This window comes from Bradyrhizobium sp. USDA 4506, assembly GCF_054058795.1.
In genome coordinates this window covers 1294430-1313901 of the sequence record NZ_JBSSBM010000002.1, presented here as the reverse complement: position 1 = coordinate 1313901, position 19472 = coordinate 1294430, and the positions used below count along the sequence as shown (strand labels likewise).

Sequence of the window (19472 nt, the reverse complement as noted above, 5' to 3'; positions counted from 1 at the left end):
CCGGCGCCGCCGCCGGGCTCCGCCCCATCCGCGCCGATCCGGAATGCCGATCCGCCGATTTTGCTGCATTGCACAGTCGTGCATGCTGCTATGCAAACAAGTCCGTTGTATCTGGCATCTGGTATACATAGTTTGGCTGCAGATGATGAGCCGGCCCATTGCTGGCCTCCAATGAAAGGGGACACCAATGTCCAAGACCACTGTACTGACGCTCGCGCCCTCCTCCACCCTGTTCGGCCGCCTGCTGGCCTCGATCGACCGCCTGCTGATGAAGAGCGCGGAGATCTCGAATCGCAACGGCGACCTGCCGCGCTTCGGCCTCTAAGCCAAGGGATTTCCGGCGCTCTCCGCCGGATGCAGCTTTCGTCGCAAGATGCGACCTGACATTGAACCTTCGACCAATGGCCCCGATTTTCGGGGCCATTTCCTTGCGCGCTGAACTAGTCTCCCCGGGGGTGCCCGGGCTGAGTCCTGTGCGGCATAAGCGCGCGCTGCCCCTGCGACAGCTTGAACCTTGGCATATCGGATACCAAGATGGCCATCGCGCGCTCATAAGCAACGACAAGGGGCGCACTGGGAGGATCTATGTCGGACATGGTTCAGGCAACTGCGGCCCCTGCGGCCGCGCGTGTCAGCGACACCTATCGCTGGACGCAACTCGCGATCGGCGTCGCCGCGATGGTGATGATCGCAAATTATCAATACGGGTGGACATTCTTCGTCCCCGACATCCAGAAGAAATTCGGATGGGATCGCGCATCGATCCAATGGGCTTTCACGCTGTTCGTGCTGTTCGAGACCTGGCTGGTGCCGGTCGAAGGCTGGTTCGTCGACAAATACGGTCCGCGCATCGTCGTGCTGGTCGGCGGCATCCTCTGCGCACTCGGCTGGGCGATCAACGCGCAGGCGACGACGCTGAACGGCTACTATCTCGGCATGATCATCGCCGGTATCGGCGCCGGCGGCGTCTACGGCACCTGCGTCGGCAACGCGCTGAAATGGTTTCCGGATAAACGCGGACTTGCCGCGGGCATCACCGCTGCCGGCTTCGGCGCAGGCTCGGCGCTCACGGTCGCGCCGATCCAGGCGATGATCAAGGACTCCGGCTTCCAGACCACCTTCCTGTATTTCGGTCTCGGCCAGGGCATCATCATCGTGCTGCTCTCCTTCTTCCTGCTGGCGCCGAAGGCCGGACAGGTGCCGGCCGTCGTGGCGAACGCCAACATCATCCAGACCCGGCGCAACTATCAGCCGACCGAAGTGCTGCGGCAGCCGATCTTCTGGCTGATGTACTTCATGTTCGTGATCGTCGGCGCCGGCGGCCTGATGGTGACCGCGAACCTGAAGCCGATCGCGGTCGACTGGAAGGTCGACAGCGTGCCGGTCACGCTGATGGCGGTGACGATGACGGCCGTGACCTTCGCGGCAACCATCGACCGGGTGCTCAACGGCCTGACGCGTCCGTTCTTCGGCTGGATCTCCGACATGATCGGCCGCGAGAACACGATGTTCATCGCCTTCGGCATGGAAGGCATCGGCATCTGGATGCTCTACCTCTGGGGACACGACCCGGTTTGGTTCGTGCTGCTCTCGGGCTTCGTGTTCTTTGCCTGGGGCGAGATCTACTCGCTGTTCCCCTCGACCTGCACCGATACGTTCGGCGCCAAGTTCGCCACCACGAATGCGGGCCTGCTCTACACCGCGAAGGGCACCGCGGCGCTCTTGGTGCCGATCGCCAACTACATGCAGCAATCGTCGGGCAACTGGGACAAGGTGTTCATCATCGCGGCAGGCGCCAACATCCTCGCCTCGCTGCTCGCGATCATGCTGCTCAAGCCCTGGCGAAAAATCGTGGTCGCGAAATCGGCTACGGCTTAAGCAACCGCCTCACCACAGCCTGCGAAGCGCCTGGCCAAAAGCCGGGCGCTTTTCATTTTGGCTGGCCACGAGATGCCGTCTGGACCGGCGCGTCGGAGGGCAGATTTGCTGCATTGCAGCAGCATGAAGGGCTTGCTTTCTGGAATATAGTATACCAACTTCCGCCGGCGCTTGCGACGATACGCCACAATAATTGCGACACTCGGTCACAAGACCAGCGCGCTCGGGAGGACTTGATGGTTTCCAGCAATACTGCCGTCACACAAGCTCAACCTTCGTCCAGCGGCTTCCGCTGGCTGCAGCTCGTCATGGGCATCGTCTGCATGGCGATGATCGCGAACCTGCAATATGGCTGGACGCTGTTCGTCGATCCGATCGACGGCGCGCATCACTGGGGCCGCGCGGCGATCCAGTTCGCCTTCACGATCTTCGTGGTGACCGAGACCTGGCTGGTGCCGGTCGAGGCCTGGTTCGTCGACAAATACGGCCCGCGGCTCGTCATCATGTTCGGCGGCATCATGATCGCGCTCGCCTGGGTGTTGAACTCCTATGCCGACTCGCTCGCCCTGCTCTACACCGCCGCCGTGTTCGGCGGCATCGGCGCCGGCGCGGTGTACGGCACCTGCGTCGGCAACGCGCTGAAGTGGTTTCCCGATCGCCGCGGCCTCGCCGCCGGCGCAACCGCGGCCGGCTTCGGCGCCGGCGCCGCGCTCACGGTGGTGCCGATTGCAAAGATGATCGCCGCGAGCGGCTATCAGACTGCGTTCTTCGATTTCGGCATCGGACAGGGATTGATCGTCTTCCTGCTCGCCTTCTTCATCCAGCCGCCCGCGGTCTCGATCCCGCCGAAGAAGAAGCAGCTCAATCTGCCGCAGACCAAGGTCGACTTCACGCCGCCGCAGGTGCTGCGCAGCCCGATCTTCTGGGTGATGTATCTGGTGTTCGTGATGGTCGCCGCCGGCGGCCTGATGGCGGCGGCGCAGATCGCGCCGATCGCGCACGACTACAAGATCGCGAACACGCCGGTCACGCTCGCCGGCTTCCAGATGGCCGCGCTGACCTTTGCGATCTCGCTCGACCGCATCTTCGACGGTTTCGGACGGCCGTTCTTCGGTTGGGTGTCCGACAATATCGGCCGCGAGCACACCATGTTCATTGCGTTCGGCACCGGCGCGCTGATGCTGCTCACGCTATCCACCTGGGGTCACAACCCGGTGGTGTTCGTGCTGGCGACCGCGGTCTATTTCGGCGTGTTCGGCGAGATCTACTCGCTGTTCCCGGCGACCTGCGGCGACACCTTCGGCTCGAAGTTCGCGACCACCAACAACGGCATGCTCTACACCGCGAAGGGCACCGCAGCGCTCTTGGTGCCTGCCGCCAGCATCGTTGCCGCCAGCTATGGCTGGCAGGCGGTGTTCGTGATCGCGGTCGCCCTCAACGCCACCGCGGCGCTGATGGCGCTGTTCGTGATCAAGCCGATGCGCCGCGCCTTCATCAACGGCAACGAGGCTGCCGCCGCGGAAGAGACCGCGACGAGCGCCAAGACGGCTTAACAAGACGGCTTAACAAGACGGCTTGGCTAAAGACCACCCGATCAGGACCGCTTGGTCCCGACATTTCCCCGGAGACTGATGGAGGCGCATTTCGGTGCGCCTCTTCTCCTTTTTGCCAGCTCAGGGATGCCAGATGCCACCACGCTTAGTGCGGCAGATCGCCCGCGCCGCCCACGGCCGCTCACAATCGTCGGAAATGTCAGTAAACCTGCCTATTTAAGCATTTTGCTGATGGTAGATTTCTGAGACAGTCACGTTGACAATTGGCATTTTGTATACCAGACTCCAGTGAACGATAACCAAGGAGGTTGCCATGCAAGTCGGAGATATCCTGCGCAAGAAGACCCCCCGCGTCGCCACGGTGCGCATGAACGAGACCGTTGCGATTGCCGCGCAACTGATGCGCGCCAGCAATATCAGCGCGCTCGTGGTCAAGGATGTCGTTCGCACCGAGGGCAACACCGCCGTCGGCATGTTCACCGAGCGCGACGTGGTGCGCGCGATCGCCGAGCACGGCGCGGCCGGTGCGAGCATGAAGGTGTCGCAGTTCGTCTCGGTGCAGCAGCTGGTCTCGTGCACATCGAGCGACACGCTCGAGCACATCCGTCATCTCATGACCAAGCACCACATTCGCCACGTGCCCGTCATCGACAACTACAGCCTGATCGGCGTCGTCAGCATGCGCGACATCGCCGCCGCGTTCGACGAGGAGACCGCCGCGTCGAAGAAAGACGCCGTGCCGGCGTAACACGCGCCTGCTTTGCCTTGCTCTCAGCCAGGCGCTGCGTGTTCGATCACCAGCGCCTGAACAGATGACGAAAGACTTCCGTCCCGCCCTCGCCTGACCGCCGCGGCCCGTCATTTCCGCATGGGCGCGCCGCAGGTCGCCGGTAGACAATTGCCGGACAGGACTGCATCCTTCCCTCGACATCCCATAACAACACCGTGCGCCGCCGTCCGCGCCACGGAAAATTTTGATGGAAACGAGGGCAGAATGATCAAGACACGTTTCACCGAGATGTTCGGCGTCGACCACCCGATCGTGCAGGGCGGCATGCAATGGGTCGGGCGCGCCGACCTGGTTGCCGCCGTCGCCAATGCCGGCGCACTCGGCATGATCACCGCGCTGACACAGCCGACGCCGGACGATCTGCGCAAAGAAATCGCGCGCTGCCGCGAGCTGACCGACAAGCCGTTCGGCGTCAACCTGACTATTCTGCCCGCGATCAAGCCGCCGCCCTACGCCGAATATCGCCAGGCCATCATCGAGAGCGGCATCAAGATCGTCGAGACCGCCGGTAACAAGCCGCAGGAGCATGTCGACGAGTTCAAGAAGCACGGCATCAAGGTGCTGCACAAATGTACCAGCGTGCGCCACGCGCTCTCCGCCGAGCGGATGGGCGCCGACGCGATCTCGATCGACGGTTTTGAATGCGCCGGCCATCCCGGCGAGGACGACACCCCCGGCCTGATCCTGATCCCTGCCGCCGCCGACAAGGTGAAGATCCCGATGATCGCCTCGGGCGGCTTCGGCGATGCGCGCGGCCTGGTCGCAGCGCTGGCGCTCGGCGCCGAAGGCATCAACATGGGCACGCGCTTCATGTGCACCAGGGAGAGCCCGATCCACCAGCTCGTGAAGGAACGCATCGTCGCCAATGACGAGCGCGAGACCGAGCTGATCTTCCGCACCATGCGCAACACCTCGCGCGTCGCCAAGAACGCGATCTCGACCAAGGTCGTGCAGATGGAGAAGGAAGGCGCCAAGTTCGAGGACGTGCGCGAGCTGGTCGCCGGCGCGCGCGGCAAGATGGTCTACGCGTCAGGCGATGCCGACGAAGGCATCTGGTCGGCCGGCCAGGTGCAGGGCCTGATCCACGACATTCCGTCCTGCGCCGAGCTGGTGTCGCGCATCGTCCACGAAGCGGAAGCGATCATTCGCGAGCGGCTGGAAGCGATGATGTCTGGCGGCAAGCGCCAGGCCGCGGAATAGGGCGGAGCGGAGCACGAGTGTTATCCGTCACCCTGAGGAGCGCGAAGCGCGTCTCGAAGGGTCGACGGCCACCAGCCGGGCCGTCCATCCTTCGAGGGCCGCTGAAAAAGCGGCCACCTCAGGATGACGGAATTCAAGTCATCTCGCGTTAGACACAAACGAGAAGAAGCCCATGAAAGCCTATGTCTACGGCCCTAACGGCCCTGAAATCACCGACGTTGCGAAGCCCGTGCCGAAGGGCACCCAGGTGCTGGTCAAGGTTCATGCCTGCGGGCTGAACCGCGCCGATCTCGGCATGACCAAGGGCCATGTCCACGGCGCGGCCGGCGGCGTCGGCACCGTGCTCGGCATGGAATGGGCCGGCGAGGTCGCCGAGCTCGGCCCCGATGCCAAAGGCGTCAAGGTCGGCGACAAGATCATGGGCTCCGGCGGCGCGGCGTTCGCCGAATACACGCTGGCCGATCACGGCCGGCTGTTCCGCGCGCCCTCCAACATGAATTTCGACGAGGCCGCAACCCTGCCCGTCGCGCTCGCCACCATGCACAACGCCGTCGTCACCAATGGCGCGCTGCAGCCGGGCCAGACCGTGCTGATCCAGGGCGCAAGCTCCGGCGTCGGGCTGATGGCGATGCAGATCGCCAAGCTGAAGGGCGCCAAGCTCGTGGTGGGCTCATCGACCGACGCGATGCGCCGCGGCCGGCTGAAGGAGTTCGGCGCCGATCTCGCGGTGGACTCCAAGGATCCCGGCTGGGTCGATCAGGTGCTGCAGGCGACATCAGGCGAAGGCGTCGACCTGATCGTCGACCAGGTTTCCGGACCGGTCGCGAACCAGAACCTCAAGGCGACCAAGGTCAAGGGCCGCATCGTCAATGTCGGCCGGCTCGGCGGCACCCATGGCGACTTCAACTTCGACCTGCACGCGGCGCGCCGCATCCAGTATATCGGCGTCACCTTCCGTACCCGCTCGATCGAGGAGATCCGTGCGATCTTCGACGAGGTGCGCAAGGACATCTGGCCCGCGGTCGAGGCACGCAAGCTGCAGCTGCCGATCGACCAAGTCTACAAATTCGCCGACATCGGCAAGGCGTTCGAACACATGGAAGCCAACAAGCACCTCGGCAAGATCGTGGTGACGCTGTAGCAGGCTCCGGCGATTGTCATCGTCATCGCGAGCGAAGGGCGATTCAGCCGACAGGTCCTGGAATCCAATAGTCCCCCGCAAGCGGGCTGACCTTGACGCCACTGATGACTCCGAGCTCCAGGCTTGGATCGAAATAGCGCATCGTCCGCTCGTTGAGGTCAATGATGCGGCCAGGCCTTAGTGGCCCCACGTCATTTATCTTAACGATGACCTTCTTGCCGACAGCCTCGACGAGGGCATATTTCGGCCTCGCGCCAAATTGGACCCCACCAAACTTCCGGCGCAAGCTCGTCTTGATGGCAGCCGCCCAGACCGAGTGATCATAGCGCTCGCCGGAAGCTGTGCTTGGACCGCCCTCCTCCTTGCCGGGCTTGAACGGATTGTACATGGATGCCGCACCAACGATTGCATCTCCACACGCGGCGTTGACGACGGCACTTGAATGAACCGCACCGATTTCACTTCGAGCAGCGGTGCCAGAAAAGGCGAGCGCAACCAGGGCCCCGCAAATTGCGGCGCTCGAGCCGAACAGCATCATAACTCCTTGATTGATTTTCTTCGATCGTCCGGTTCCCGATGCCGCAAAACATGGTCAAGCGAACGCGAAGGCGTTAACGCGTGCCAATTCCTTGCGGATTCGTGCCAGTTCCGGCGATGGAACCATCGTGAGAACCTGGGCGGCCCTCACACCGTGTTTTCAGTTTCTCGCTCGACTAAAACAGAGATTGCGTCAGCAAAATGACTGAATGGAGCTGTCTTCGACAGCGCGTGAAGAGTGTCGGCGTCACCTTCCGCACCCGCTCGATCGCGGAAATCCGCGCGATCTTCGGCGAAGGTGCGCATAGCAAAGCGGCGCGAAGCAAATGCTCCGCGCCGCTTGACCGTGTGATTATCGTTATGATTATCGCGACGTTCCACCTCGCCCCGTCGTGGCGGATTGAGCCGTCTGGTTCGGCGTCACGATATTGAACCAGAAGTCGAACGTGTCGAGATACGACACGAGATCGCGCAGCTTGGTCTGGTCTCCGCTGACCTTCACCGCGCCGGACGAGATGGCATCATCAAACCTGGTCTGCTGCAGGATGATGCCGTTCAGCGTATCCCGCGACAACGCGACCGTCGCATCGGCATTGTTGGACTTCATGTTCGCCGTGTGGTTCAGCACTCCGTTCTTCAGCTCGACGAAGTAGTTGCCGTCCTTGCCGAACTCGAAGTTGAGCTTCGCATGCGCGTTGCCGGCCTTCTCCGCGTTGAGGCGAACTCCGAGATAGTCGAAGAACAAATCCGCGGACATCGCGCGCACCGTATCGGGGCTCGCGGTGTTCGGCGTCGGCAGCTTGGCGACACCGTTGCGCAGCTCCTGGGCGCCGGTCAGGTAGAAGTTGCGCCACGGTCCGGACTCGGCCTGATAGCCGAGCTGCTCGAGCGCGTCGGCTTCGAGATTCTTGGCGGCCTGATTGTCGGGATCGGCGAACACGACGTGGTGGACGGCTTGAGCCACCCAGCGATATTCGCCCTTGTCGTAGGAAGCCTTGGCCTTCTTCAGAACCTCGTCGCTGCCGCCCATGAATTCGACGTACTTCTTGCTCGCCTCGACCGGCGGCAGTTCGTGCAGGGTGGCCGGGTTGCCGTCGAACCAGCCGAGATAAAGAACATAGGTGGCGGCCACGTCATGATAGATCGAGCCGTAGTAACCGCGGTTTGCCCAGACATTGGCGAGGCTGTCAGGCATTTTGAATCCGTCGGCGATCTCGCGCATCGTCATGCCGTGGTTGACCATGCGCAAGGTCTGGTCGTTGATGAAGCGGTAAAGGTCGCGCTGGCTCTCCAGAAGTGAAACCACCTTGTCATTGCCCCATGTCGGCCAGTGATGCTGCGCAAACACCACATCGACCTTGTCGCCCCACATCACCAGCGCCTGGTTGAGGTACTTCGACCAGGGGAGCGGCTCGCGAATCTTGGCACCGCGAAGCGAATATGTATTGTGCAGCGTGTGGGTCGCGTCCTCGGCGGATTCCATCGCCTTCTTTTCCTCGATGAACCACATCATCTCCGAAGGCGCTTCCGAACCGGGCGCCATCAGAAACTCGTAGGTCAAGCCGTCGATCTTCTCTTTCTGTCCGGTTTCCTTGATGATGTTGGTCGGCGCGATGAGCGTCACCGTGCCTGCCGAGGTCGTGGTGCCGAGACCCGCACCGACCTGACCTTTCGGATCCGCCTTGAGCAGGTTGCCGTACATGTAGCTGGCGCGCCGGCTCATCGCGGTGCCGGCCATGACGTTCTCGGCGACCGCAGCCTCTAGGAATCCATCCGGCGCGTAGATCTTGACCTTGCCGGATTGGACGTCGTCCTCGCTGGTGACGCCCCGCACACCACCATAGTGATCGACGTGGCTGTGGGTGTAGATCACGGCCTTGACGGGTTTGTTTCCGCGCTTCGAGCGGTACAGGTCGAGCGCCACCTTTGCCGTCTCTGCCGACACGAGCGGATCGACGATTGTAATGCCCTCGCTGCCCTCGATGATCGTCATGTTCGACAGGTCCTGATTGCGGACCTGATAGATGCCGTCGGTCACCTCGAACAAGCCGGAGATGTTGATCAGCCGGGATTGTCGCCACAGGCTTGGGTTGACCGTATCGGGGGCTGTCGCGTCGCTGATGAAGCCATACTGCTGCGGGTTCCAGATCGCGTTGCCCGTGCTTCCCTTGATTGCCTCGGAAGGCAGCGCGGCCATGAAGCCTTTGTTCGCGGCGTCGAAATCGGAGGTGTCGTTAAACGGCAGCTGTTTCAGCAAGACCGAATTCGTCTGCTTGGTCGCATCGGCCGCGCCCTTGCGCAAATCTTGAGTCTGTGCCGCGGCCGTACCGATCAGCCCCGCGCTGACAACCCCGAGGATTGACGCCTTCGCGAAAACGCTCCTCATGTGGCCTCTCCCTTTACATTGGATATTGGTCCACTCCCTGAGCACCGAGAGCATCGCCGCCAAACACGTCCAGAGAGCAATCGTTCCACCCGAAGTTGCGACGTCGAAACATGTCCGGCAGCATCCGTCCGCATGGCTGCGCGCTCTGGCACAAGCTGCACACCAACGCTGCGGGCTGAGCGGTCAAAAAAAAGATGTCTGGCGCGCGAAATCACGCTCCGAGTAGCCCTGCATGCCGCGATGGCCGGCTCTGAGGCGAGGCGCGGCGCACCGGCCACGCTGAGAGAGCGCTGTTTTGCCGCACACGCTCGCGTCCTGGCGATGGCGAACAGTTCGCATTTTACGCAAGCGGAAGGCCGCCCGAAGGCGGTTCCCTGTTGTGGAAGCGGGAGCCATCGGCCACGGCCGAATTCCGTCCCTGCGAGCGCTACGTCTGGCTCGCCTACGCACCCGGCCTGACTTGTGTGATGGCGACGCCGGAGATTGCAAGCAGTCCGCCGACAATCAGCTTCGGCGTCACGCTGTCGCCAAGGAACAGCACGCTCGAGATCAGCGCGAACACCGGAAGCAGCAGTCCGAACGGCGCGACGCGGGCCATGGAGCAGCGGGCGATCAGCCAGAACCACAGGCCGAACCCGACAATGCCGCCGATGAAGACGGTGTAGGCGAGCGCCAGCCAGCCACGTTGATCCGCCGTGCCAAGGCTCGCCAGCTGTCCATATTCGAGCAGCAACGACATCAACATCACCTGCGGCACGGTGAGCAGCGACGACCACCCCATCAGCATCAGGGGATCGAAAGGGCCGTAGCGTTTCGTCAGGACGGTGGACGCCGCGAATGCGAACGCCGCGGCAACCACGAGCAGCAGCGGCAGCGCGTTTGCCGACAGCCCCGGCCCCGCCGCCAGCACCACCACGCCGACGAACGCCAGCACCACGCCGGCGGATGTGATGAGCGACGGCCGCTCCGCGAGCAGCGGCCAGGCGAGCAGCACGGTGAAGGGCGGGGCGAGTTGATAGGCGACGGCCGACATGCTCCCCGAGCCGAGCCCAAGGCCGACATAGAACAGCCCGAAGTTCAGTCCGCCGAGGAAAACCGAAATAGCTGCGACAGGGCCGAGCTGTTGGCGTGTCGGCCTTCTGACGAACGGAACAAGCAGCAGCGCGATGGCCAGGAAGCGCAGTCCGAGGAAGAACAGCGGCGGAAACTCGGTGACGCCGACCTTGATGACCACGAACTGATAACCCCAGAGCAAGGGAACGGCCACCGCGCAGATGATCTGGATGGCAGACATGGCATCTTTCCTTTCAAGACCGATCGGTCCATATATCGGCACGCAGATCCCGCGGACGTACAGTGGACATCAAAGGTCATTCCAACAGTTGCTTATTTGATGAAGCGAGCGAGGAGCGCGTCAGCGGTGGCCTGCGACGTGGTACGTGCCGGAGCCGTCTTGGCGACCACGCGCAGCCCCCAAAGGAAACAGATCAGAATTCGGGCGGCACTCGAAGGCTCGACGCCATCGGCCAATCTGCCCGCGGTCTCCGCACGGGAAAATGCGTCCGCCACCCTGGTCTCCATGGTTTTGAAGAAGCTCGCGAAGCGGCGGCCAACCTCGGCATCCTGGCCAGCCAGCTCCATCGCCGTCGCCACCAACAGGCAGCCGCGCCGGCCATTGGCACCGCACGCGCGTTCAACGTAACCGGCAAGGTAGGCCCGCAGGCCATCGACCGGATCTCTGCGGGGATCGAGTTCGTCATCCATCCGGGTCAGGGCATCGGCAATGTAGCGATCGAGTGCGCGCAGGAACAGCGAGTGCTTGTCGCCGAAAGCGGCATAAAGGCTGCCGCGCGAGAGTTTTGTCGCACGCAGCAGGTCCGGGAGTGCCGTGGCGTGATAGCCGCGCGACCAGAACACATTCATCGCGCGTTCGATGGCGGCGTCCACGTCGAAACTTCGCGGGCGGCCACGGGGCGCCTGCATGGTGGTTTGGCGGCTCATTGCCGATATATAGACCAATCGGTCCTTAAATGGCAAGAGCAGCTTTGGATCATTAGCTCGTAGGATGGGTAGAGCGCAGCGAAACCCATCGATTGCATCCGCACGCCGAGATGATGGGTTTCGCTGCGCTCTAGCGAAACGCGCCGCGAGAACGCGGATGTTTAGTTGACACGTCGCGCAACACGTCCAGCGTCGTCCTGGCGAAAGCCAGGACCCATTACCCCGAATGCGAGTCATGACGCGATTCAGTCGCTACAGCTCACTTCAACAACACAACCCTTTGGTCATGGGTCCTGGCCTTCGCCAGGACGACCGCGTGATTTTGGCAAAACCCTGCAATTGCAACTGAGTGGCGATTGCGTTTCATCAACGACACTTGATGTTCACCAACTCCCTGCTAAACCGCCGCCCATGAGCTCTTCCAGCACCAGCGCACCCTCCACCAAGACATCGGTCGCCGCGATCTCGATCCTCGCCAGCGGCAGCATGGCGGTGGCGAAGTTCGTGGTCGGCATCGCGATCGGATCGCTGGCGCTTATCTCCGAGGCGCTGCACTCGTCGATCGACCTGGTCGCCACCATCATCACCTGGGCGGTGGTGCGGGTATCGGACCAGCCGGCCGACGCCGAGCATCATTACGGCCACGGCAAATTCGAGAGCGTCTCGGCGCTCGGCATCATCGCGCTGCTCTATGTGCTGGCCGGCGGCATCCTGGTGCAGGCCTACAGTCATCTGCGCGAGGGCGCGCCGCCGCCGTCGATCTCGGCCATTCCCTTTGTCGTTCTGGTCATCGATATCGGCGTCAATCTGTGGCGGGCCCGTGCGCTGCACCGCGCCGCGCGCGACACCAAGAGCCAGGCGCTGGCCGCCGATGCGCTGCATTTCGCCTCCGACGTGATGGGCTCGACCGCCGTCATCGTCGGCCTGGTGCTGGCCGGCCTCGGCTTCTGGTGGGGCGACGCCGCGGCGGCGATCGCGGTCGCGGTGATGATCGCCCTGCTTGGCCTGCGCATGGCGCGGGAGACGGTCGAGACCCTGCTCGACCGCGCGCCCGAAGGCGCGCTGGAGAAGGCCACCGCCGCCATCAAGGCCGTGCCGGGGGTGGTCGATGTCGACCGGTTGCGCGTCCGCATGGTCGGCGCGACGCATTTCATCGATGCCATCGCCAAGGTGCCGCGCACCTACCCGATCGACCGCGTCGAGGACATCAAGCGCCGGGCGCAGGCGGCGGTGACCAAGACGTTCGGCGACGCCGACCTTACCTTCACCGCGGTGCCGGTGGCGCGCGACAATGAGAGCGTGCGCGAGCGCATCATGGTGATCGCGCGCAATTCCGGCCTCGCCATCCACCACGTCACGGTGCACGACATCGGCGGCAAGCTGATCGTCGGCATCGACCTCGAGGTCGACAGCGACATGGCGCTGGACGCAGCGCACGACATCGCCCACGGGCTCGAGCGCGCGATCCGCGAGGATTTCGGCGAGGACGTCGAGGTCGACACCCATATCGAGCCGCTCGAGCCGGAACTGCCGTGGGGAACCGACGCCGCGCCGGACCGCGTCGAAGCCATCAAGGCGGCGCTGACCGGTTTTGCCGATGGCGGCGCGATCCATGACATCCACAATGTGCGGGTCCGCAACACCGACGCCGGCGAGGTCGTCAACTTCCATTGCCGCGCGCAGCCTTCGATGAGTGTGATCAAGGTGCACGAAAGCGTCGACGAGATCGAACGCAAACTGCGTCGTGCGTTCCCCACCGTGAAGCGTGTGATCAGTCACGCAGAGCCGACGCGCGCGTAATTCTACGGAGCCGTTCCCGTTTCGGACTCGCTTTGCGCCGCGTGATTCTTCCCGGGACAAGAATTTTTTCGCATTAACGAATCGTTGACTCTCGACAGTCCCGGAAATCTGGATTCAAATGATCATGATTCGGATGCATCGTGGGGAGCATCCGAACCGGGTAAAAAATCAGCTTAGAGCGGGGGTCTCAGGCATGGCGCGCGCGCATGCAGCGAACGCGTGCGTCCAATCCGATTCGATCAAGGGATTGGCGCAGTCGATCGCGAAACCGGCCTATCACAGGCTCCTGACGGCCGAGCCTGCACTGCGCCGCGCTGTCCCTACCCTCATCATCGCCTTCCTCATCACGATCTGCCTCGGCGCCTTCGTCCAGGTGATCGACCAGAACCGGCAGAAGCGCGGCGCGATGAAGCGCGACCTCGCCGCGCTCTCCGACATCCTCGCCGAACGTCTCGATCGCCTGACCTCGGTGCGGCGCGACCGGCTCGCCAACATCGAGCGGATGCAGGAACTGCTGCCGGACCTGATCCCGTCCTGGGGCATCGCCTATGGCCGCCACGTCATCATCACCAGCGCCGATCACCGCGTGCTGGCGCGCGTGCCGGTCGACGGCGCCGGCGAGAACGACCGCATCCTCGACATCGTCTCCACCGCGCAGCTGCTCGTCGCGCCCGGCCAGCAGGGCACGGTCAGCGACATGACGCTGCCCGGCGGCACCGGCGCGCTGGCGATCTCGCAGCTCGTCAAGTCGCTGCCCGGCCAGGTCGTCGTCATCCAGGAGATGAACGAGCCGATCTGGGGATCGGATGCGGCGCTCTCGGTGACGCTGTCGGCGACCACGAGCTTCGTGGTGCTGATCCTCGGCTTCGCGTTCCACTGGCAATCGACCCGCGCCCGCGAGGGCGACCTGATCAACGACGCCGTGCGCGGCCGGATCGACACCGCGCTCAACCGCGGCCGCTGCGGATTGTGGGACTGGGACCTGTCGCGCGGCCGGATCTTCTGGTCGCAGTCGATGTTCACCCTGCTCGGCCTCGACACCCGCAACGACCTCCTCACCTTCGGCGAGGTCAACGCGCTGGTGAATTCGGACGACATCAACCTGTTCGACATCGCCGACCAGCTGATCTCGGGTAAGATCGATCACATCGACCAGAGCTTCCGCATGCGCCATGTCGGCGGCCACTGGATCTGGCTGCGGGTGCGCTGCGAGCTCAGCCACGCCGCCGCCGACGGCGGCTTGCATCTGATCGGCATCGCGGTCGACATCACCGAGCAGAAGAGCCTCGCCGAGAAGTCGGTGGAAGCCGACCTCAGGCTGCGCGACGCGATCGAGACCATTCCGGAGGCCTTCGTGCTCTGGGATGCCGACGATCGCCTCGTGCTCTGCAACTCGCACTTCCAACGGCTGCACAAGCTGCCCGATTCCGCCGTCAGCCCCGGTACCTCCTACGAGACCGTGATCGAGGTCGGCAGCATGCCGGAAGTGCGCACCCGCCTGCACGAGAGCGGCGTGCCGGCGCCCGGCGCCCGCACCTTCGAGGCCCAGCTCGACGACGGCAGCTGGCTGCACATCAGCGAGCGCCGCACCAAGGACGGCGGCTACGTCTCCGTCGGCACCGACATCACCCGCATCAAGGCCCACGAGCAGAAGCTGGTCGACAACGACCTGCGCCTGCGCGCCACCGTGATCGACCTGCAGCGCTCGCAATCCGAGCTGGAGCGGCAGGCCGTCGAGCTCGCCGACCTCGCCGAAAAATACTCGCAGGAAAAAACCCGCGCCGAGGACGCCAACGCGGCGAAGTCGAAATTCCTCGCCAATATGAGCCATGAGCTGCGCACCCCGCTCAACGCCATCATCGGCTTCTCCGAGATCATGGGCAGCGGCCTGTTCGGCACGCTCGGCTCGGACAAATACGCAGAGTACTGCCACGACATCCTGACGTCGGGGAAATACCTGCTCGAGGTCATCAACGACATCCTCGACATGTCGAAGATCGAGGCCGGCCGCATGAAGTTCGACATGGAGCCGCTCGATCTCTCCGGCATCCTCGCGGAGTCGCTGCGCGTGGTTTCCGGCCGCGCCGAGCACAAGGGATTGTCGCTGGAGTCGAATATCGAAAGCACGATCTCGGTCGTCGCCGACCGCCGCGCGGTCAAGCAGATCATCGTCAACCTGCTCTCCAATGCGGTGAAGTTCACGCCCGACCACGGCCGCGTGCTGGTGCGCGGCCAGATGCTGGATGACTCGATCGTGCTGTTGATCGCCGACAGCGGCATCGGCATCGCGCCGGAATCGTTGCGCCGGCTCGGCAAGCCGTTCGAGCAGGTCGAGAGCCAGCTCACCAAGAGCTACCAGGGCTCCGGTCTCGGACTTGCGATCGCGCGCTCGCTCACCAATCTGCACGGCGGCTCGATGCGGCTGCGCTCCAAGCTCGGCGTCGGCACCGTCGTCCGCGTCACGCTGCCGCGCGATCCGCGGTCCCTGCAGACGAAGCTGCCGGAAGCGGCCTGAGCCCCCCACACTACTTCGCAAGCACCCCTTCCAGCAGAGCGGAATCGCCGAGCACGGCCAGCGTCTCGCGAGGCGTGAGATGGCGGACCGCCTGGTCGAAGCTGTCGCTTGCCTCGATCCGCGCACGCGCCACCGCGAGGTGAAGATCGATCTCGCCCGGACCGCCGCGCCGCGCCGGCGGCAGCGACGAGAGATGGCGATGCAGCAGCCCGGAATCCTGCCGCAACGTCGCGAGCGCGGGGGCCGATGCGTGTGCCGGCGACGATGCCAGCTCATTGGCGCGGACCAGCACGCGCGGCGGCTTAGCTTCCTCCGGCGTCACGAAAAGCGCGCGCATCGCCGGTCGTGCGGTCCAGGCCCCGATCGGGATCGCAAACAGCAGGCCGACGATCACCGGCGACATCCACAGCAACAGCGGCAGCGACACCGCCCAGGCGCTTATCGCCATCGCGACACCGCAGGCGGTGGGAACGCCGTACTTGCGATAGAGCTCCCGCCGCTCGACCGCGCCGTCATCGCGCCGCTGCGTCTGCCAGCCGGCATCCCGGCCGAGCAGGATCTCGACGACGGCGATCGACTGGAACACCATCATGACCGGCGCGATCATCGCCGAGATCAGCACCTCGGCGAGCACGCCCGTCAGCGCCCGGAACCCGCCGCCGAATTGCCGGCGCACGTCCGACCGCGTCAGCAACAGGATGAAGCCGAGCAGCTTCGGCACGATCAGCAGCGCCATGGTGAGGCCAAATACCCAGGCGGCGAGCACCGGGTCCTGCGCCGGCCAGTTCGGGAACAGCGAAAAACCCTTCGGAAAATATTCGGGCCGAATGAAGCGCGCCTGCAACGAGATCAGGATTCCGAGCAGCAAGAACGACAGCCAGAGTGGCGCGGTGATGTAGGAGCCGATCCCGGTCATGAAATGCAGCCGCGAGATCCAATGCAACCGGCGCGTCCTCAGCACGGCGAGATGCTGCAGATTGCCCTGGCACCAGCGGCGGTCGCGCGCGGCAAAATCCAATAGCGACGGCGGCACCTCCTCAAAACTGCCGCCGAGCATCGGGGCCATGTAGATGCCCCAGCCAGCGCGCCGCATCAGCGCCGCCTCGACAAAGTCGTGGCTCAGGATATGTCCGCCGAACGGCTTGCGTCCCGAGAGTTCGGGTAGCCCCGCCTGCTGCGCAAATGCCTCGATCCTGATGATGGCATTGTGCCCCCAGTAATTGCCCTCGGAGCCGTGCCACCACGCGACACCGGCGGCGACCATCGGTCCGTAGAGCCGGCCGGCGAACTGTTGCAGGCGGCTGAACAGGCTGCGCGCATTGACGATGACCGGCAGCGTCTGCAGCAGCGCCGCCTGCGGGTTGGTCTCCATCGCGTGCGCCATCCGCACCATGGTGTCGCCCGACATCAGGCTGTCGGCGTCGAGCACGATCATGAACCGGTAGGCGCCGCCGAACCGCGTGATCCACTCGCCGACATTGCCGGACTTCCGCGCCGTATTGTCGGCGCGATGCCGGTAGAACAGCCGTTGCGGGCCGCAGGCCTCGCACAGTTCGAGAAACGCCCTCTCTTCGGCGATCCAGGTATCGGGATCGCGGGTGTCGCTGAGCACGAACCAGTCGAAGCTGTCGCCCTGCCCGGTCGCCTCGACGGACTCGTAGATGGCGCGCAGGCGCGCCATCAATTGATGCGGATTCTCGTTGTAGGTCGGGAGCAGGATCGCGGTCCGGCTCGCGAGCTGCGGCAAGGGACCGTCGTCGCGGATCGGCAAGGCGTTGCCGTTGCGGCGAAGCAGAGCGAAGAAGCCGGCGAGCGCCGAAGCGAACGAAAACGCGATCCAGGCGAGCAGCGCGACGAACAGCACCAGCACCATGCCTTCCATGATCGTCACGCCGCCGACCTGGACCACCATGTACATCTCGTAGGCGCCGGCACCGGTCAGCGCCGCCGTCAGCATCAGGACGAACGCGCGGCGCATCAACATGCCCGCGCCGACCGACACCGGCGTGCTCACCGCATGCGGCGGCCGGCCGAGATCGGCCGCCGACATCGCAAGCGGGCTCTCTTGTGGCAGGAAGCCGTCGGCCGCCGCGGCGACGTCGGACTGAGGCGACGTGACTATGGCGCCCATCGATAGACCCAGATCTCGGAGAGCGGCTTGTCATCCTGCGCCAGATGCGCACGCAGCTCGATCGGGTCCTTCTTGACGGCGCATTGGAAGCTGAGCCGCCATCCGCCGGTATTCGGATTTGGCTGCGTGACGACATTCGTGATCTCGGACTTCTCGGCCGTCACGACGCCCTTGACGCTATTGGGATCGATCCCCTTCAGATTGTCCCCGAACAGGTCGAGCACGAACAGCTTGCTGTTCTCGCCATGGGCGCCGATGCCGCTGCGCGTGAAGCGCGCGAGCGAATGCGGCTTCGGCGCATCCGGCCCCCAATGCAGGCGATAGGTGAAATTGGTCTCGCTCTTGGCCTTGAGCGGCGCCTTCGGCCGCCAGAACGCGGCGATGTTGTCGTGGATCTCTTCCTTGGTCGGGATCTCGAACAGGATGACCGCGCCCTCGCCCCAGTCGCCGATCGGCTCGACCCACAAGCTCGGACGCTTCTCGAAGCGCGATTCGATGTCCTGATAGGCGAAGAAATTCTTCTCGCGCTGCATCAGGCCGAAGCCATGCGGATTGACGTCCTGGAACGTGCTGATCTGGAGGTCGCGCGGATTGCTCAGCGGGCGCCACAGGCTCTCGCCCTTGCCGTTGTAGATCGCAAGCCCGTCCGAATCGTGCACCGACGGCCTAAAGTCGTCGACCTCGTTGCGATCGTTGGGCCCGAAGAAGAACATGCTCGTCATCGGCGCAAGGCCCACGTGCTCGAGATCGGCACGCGGATAGAGCGATGCCTCGACATCGAACACCGTGGTCGCTCCAGGCCTGATCGTGAAGCGGTAGCTTGCCGCGCAGCTCTTGCTGTCGAGCAAGGCGTGAATGACCAGCGAGGTCGCGTTGGGCACGGGACGCTCGAGCCAGAACGCCTTGAAGAACGGAAACTCCTCGCCCTTGGCTTCGCCGGTATCGATCGACAGGCCGCGCGCCGACAGGCCGTAGGTCTCGTCCTTGGCGACCGCGCGGAAATAGCTCGCGCCGAGGAAGACGCAGACCTCGTCATAGTAGTTCGGCTTGTTGATCGGCGCGTGGATGCGAAATCCGGCAAAGCCGAGGTCGGTCTCGGTGAAGTCAGGCACGGTCTCGCCGAACGAGAACATGTCCTTGCTGTACTTGACTTCGCTGACCTTGCCGTCAGCGACCTCGAAGATCTTGACCTTGTTCTTGTAGAAGAAGCCGCGGTGGAAGAACTGCGCTTCGAACGGCAGCTTCGCGCCGCGCCACAGCGCGCGCTCGGGCGTGAAGCGGATCGAGCGGTACTGGTCGTAGTTCAGGTCCGTCAGACCGTTCGGCAACTTCTCGTCCGGCGCCTCGAACGACTTGCCGGCGAGATTGCGCGCAAGCTCCCTGACCATGCCTGGGTTGAAGGGTGCGTCCGTCGCGCTCCCTGCGGCGGCGGCCTGGCGCTGTGGCAAGAACATGAGTGTCGGCAATACGGCCGATCCGTGGAGTAACTGGCGACGATTCAAAGCAGCTCCTGCTCGCTGACCGGGACGCCGCAATGCAA

At 63.9% G+C, this 19472-nt stretch carries 15 protein-coding genes; 8 read left to right on the top strand and 7 right to left on the bottom strand.

The window, feature by feature from the left end:
* The first annotated feature begins 187 nt into the window (after positions 1 to 187).
* The 6 genes from ACVIHF_RS08350 (at position 188) to ACVIHF_RS08325 (ending at position 6562) form a co-directional block, all read left to right on the top strand.
* On the top strand, positions 188 to 325 hold the full coding sequence (locus ACVIHF_RS08350) for a hypothetical protein (RefSeq protein WP_167350443.1): 138 nt from the start codon (positions 188 to 190) through the stop codon (positions 323 to 325).
* A 260-nt stretch (positions 326 to 585) separates the two neighbouring features.
* The gene (gene oxlT, locus ACVIHF_RS08345; protein WP_057020267.1) at positions 586 to 1878 is read left to right on the top strand and encodes an oxalate/formate MFS antiporter; all 1293 of its coding nucleotides are present in this window, start codon (positions 586 to 588) and stop codon (positions 1876 to 1878) included.
* A 236-nt stretch (positions 1879 to 2114) separates the two neighbouring features.
* The gene (gene oxlT / locus ACVIHF_RS08340) at positions 2115 to 3431 is read left to right on the top strand and encodes an oxalate/formate MFS antiporter (RefSeq protein ID WP_028331533.1); all 1317 of its coding nucleotides are present in this window, start codon (positions 2115 to 2117) and stop codon (positions 3429 to 3431) included.
* Between the two features lie 313 nt (positions 3432 to 3744).
* The gene (locus ACVIHF_RS08335; protein WP_028331534.1) at positions 3745 to 4179 is read left to right on the top strand and encodes a CBS domain-containing protein; all 435 of its coding nucleotides are present in this window, start codon (positions 3745 to 3747) and stop codon (positions 4177 to 4179) included.
* 246 nt (positions 4180 to 4425) lie between these two features.
* Positions 4426 to 5421 carry an NAD(P)H-dependent flavin oxidoreductase gene (locus tag ACVIHF_RS08330; protein ID WP_253609463.1) on the top strand — a complete coding sequence of 332 codons (996 nt, stop codon included), beginning with the start codon at positions 4426 to 4428 and terminating at the stop codon, positions 5419 to 5421.
* A 172-nt stretch (positions 5422 to 5593) separates the two neighbouring features.
* Positions 5594 to 6562, top strand: a complete 969-nt coding sequence (locus tag ACVIHF_RS08325; protein ID WP_253609464.1) for a zinc-binding dehydrogenase — start codon at positions 5594 to 5596, stop codon at positions 6560 to 6562.
* A gap of 43 nt (positions 6563 to 6605) precedes the next feature.
* On the opposite strand, the gene ACVIHF_RS08320 is transcribed toward ACVIHF_RS08325, so the two are convergent.
* The 5 genes from ACVIHF_RS08320 to ACVIHF_RS08300 form a co-directional block, all read right to left on the bottom strand.
* Positions 6606 to 7100 carry a septal ring lytic transglycosylase RlpA family protein gene (locus ACVIHF_RS08320; protein ID WP_253609465.1) on the bottom strand — a complete coding sequence of 165 codons (495 nt, stop codon included), beginning with the start codon at positions 7098 to 7100 and terminating at the stop codon, positions 6606 to 6608.
* Positions 7101 to 7246: 146 nt separating this feature from the next.
* Positions 7247 to 7480 carry a hypothetical protein gene (locus ACVIHF_RS08315; RefSeq protein WP_253609466.1) on the bottom strand — a complete coding sequence of 78 codons (234 nt, stop codon included), beginning with the start codon at positions 7478 to 7480 and terminating at the stop codon, positions 7247 to 7249.
* Positions 7464 to 9485 carry an alkyl/aryl-sulfatase gene (locus ACVIHF_RS08310; RefSeq protein WP_253609467.1) on the bottom strand — a complete coding sequence of 674 codons (2022 nt, stop codon included), beginning with the start codon at positions 9483 to 9485 and terminating at the stop codon, positions 7464 to 7466. Before ACVIHF_RS08310 ends, ACVIHF_RS08315 begins: the two co-directional genes overlap by 17 nt.
* Positions 9486 to 9927: 442 nt before the next feature.
* Positions 9928 to 10779, bottom strand: a complete 852-nt coding sequence (locus ACVIHF_RS08305; protein ID WP_253609468.1) for a DMT family transporter — start codon at positions 10777 to 10779, stop codon at positions 9928 to 9930.
* Between the two features lie 92 nt (positions 10780 to 10871).
* A complete protein-coding gene (locus ACVIHF_RS08300) occupies positions 10872 to 11468 on the bottom strand; it encodes a TetR/AcrR family transcriptional regulator (RefSeq protein WP_253610059.1) in 597 nt (198 codons plus the stop codon).
* A 429-nt stretch (positions 11469 to 11897) separates the two neighbouring features.
* On the opposite strand from ACVIHF_RS08300, the gene ACVIHF_RS08295 reads away from it, so the two are divergent.
* Positions 11898 to 13286 (top strand): cation-efflux pump, encoded by a 1389-nt coding sequence (locus ACVIHF_RS08295; RefSeq protein ID WP_253609469.1) that lies wholly within the window; start codon positions 11898 to 11900, stop codon positions 13284 to 13286.
* 193 nt (positions 13287 to 13479) lie between these two features.
* On the top strand, positions 13480 to 15801 hold the full coding sequence (locus ACVIHF_RS08290; protein WP_456791894.1) for an ATP-binding protein: 2322 nt from the start codon (positions 13480 to 13482) through the stop codon (positions 15799 to 15801).
* Between the two features lie 10 nt (positions 15802 to 15811).
* On the opposite strand, the gene mdoH is transcribed toward ACVIHF_RS08290, so the two are convergent.
* On the bottom strand, positions 15812 to 17932 hold the full coding sequence (gene mdoH / locus ACVIHF_RS08285) for a glucans biosynthesis glucosyltransferase MdoH (RefSeq protein ID WP_456791893.1): 2121 nt from the start codon (positions 17930 to 17932) through the stop codon (positions 15812 to 15814).
* Entirely contained in the window at positions 17920 to 19386 is a 1467-nt protein-coding gene (locus ACVIHF_RS08280; RefSeq protein WP_253609471.1) for a glucan biosynthesis protein G, read from the bottom strand. The genes mdoH and ACVIHF_RS08280 overlap by 13 nt, the downstream gene beginning before the upstream one ends.
* Positions 19387 to 19472: the final 86 nt, after the last annotated feature.

Bases quoted from the DNA above. Each gene is read 5' to 3' on its own strand.
- ACVIHF_RS08350 (WP_167350443.1), top strand. From the start codon at position 188: ATGTCCAAGACCACTGTACTGACGCTCGCGCCCTCCTCCACCCTGTTC.
- oxlT (WP_057020267.1), top strand. From the start codon at position 586: ATGTCGGACATGGTTCAGGCAACTGCGGCCCCTGCGGCCGCGCGTGTC.
- oxlT (WP_028331533.1), top strand. From the start codon at position 2,115: ATGGTTTCCAGCAATACTGCCGTCACACAAGCTCAACCTTCGTCCAGC.
- ACVIHF_RS08335 (WP_028331534.1), top strand. From the start codon at position 3,745: ATGCAAGTCGGAGATATCCTGCGCAAGAAGACCCCCCGCGTCGCCACG.
- ACVIHF_RS08330 (WP_253609463.1), top strand. From the start codon at position 4,426: ATGATCAAGACACGTTTCACCGAGATGTTCGGCGTCGACCACCCGATC.
- ACVIHF_RS08325 (WP_253609464.1), top strand. From the start codon at position 5,594: ATGAAAGCCTATGTCTACGGCCCTAACGGCCCTGAAATCACCGACGTT.
- ACVIHF_RS08320 (WP_253609465.1), bottom strand. From the start codon at position 7,100: ATGATGCTGTTCGGCTCGAGCGCCGCAATTTGCGGGGCCCTGGTTGCG.
- ACVIHF_RS08310 (WP_253609467.1), bottom strand. From the start codon at position 9,485: ATGAGGAGCGTTTTCGCGAAGGCGTCAATCCTCGGGGTTGTCAGCGCG.
- ACVIHF_RS08305 (WP_253609468.1), bottom strand. From the start codon at position 10,779: ATGTCTGCCATCCAGATCATCTGCGCGGTGGCCGTTCCCTTGCTCTGG.
- ACVIHF_RS08300 (WP_253610059.1), bottom strand. From the start codon at position 11,468: ATGCAGGCGCCCCGTGGCCGCCCGCGAAGTTTCGACGTGGACGCCGCC.
- ACVIHF_RS08295 (WP_253609469.1), top strand. From the start codon at position 11,898: ATGAGCTCTTCCAGCACCAGCGCACCCTCCACCAAGACATCGGTCGCC.
- ACVIHF_RS08290 (WP_456791894.1), top strand. From the start codon at position 13,480: ATGGCGCGCGCGCATGCAGCGAACGCGTGCGTCCAATCCGATTCGATC.
- mdoH (WP_456791893.1), bottom strand. From the start codon at position 17,932: ATGGGCGCCATAGTCACGTCGCCTCAGTCCGACGTCGCCGCGGCGGCC.
- ACVIHF_RS08280 (WP_253609471.1), bottom strand. From the start codon at position 19,386: ATGTTCTTGCCACAGCGCCAGGCCGCCGCCGCAGGGAGCGCGACGGAC.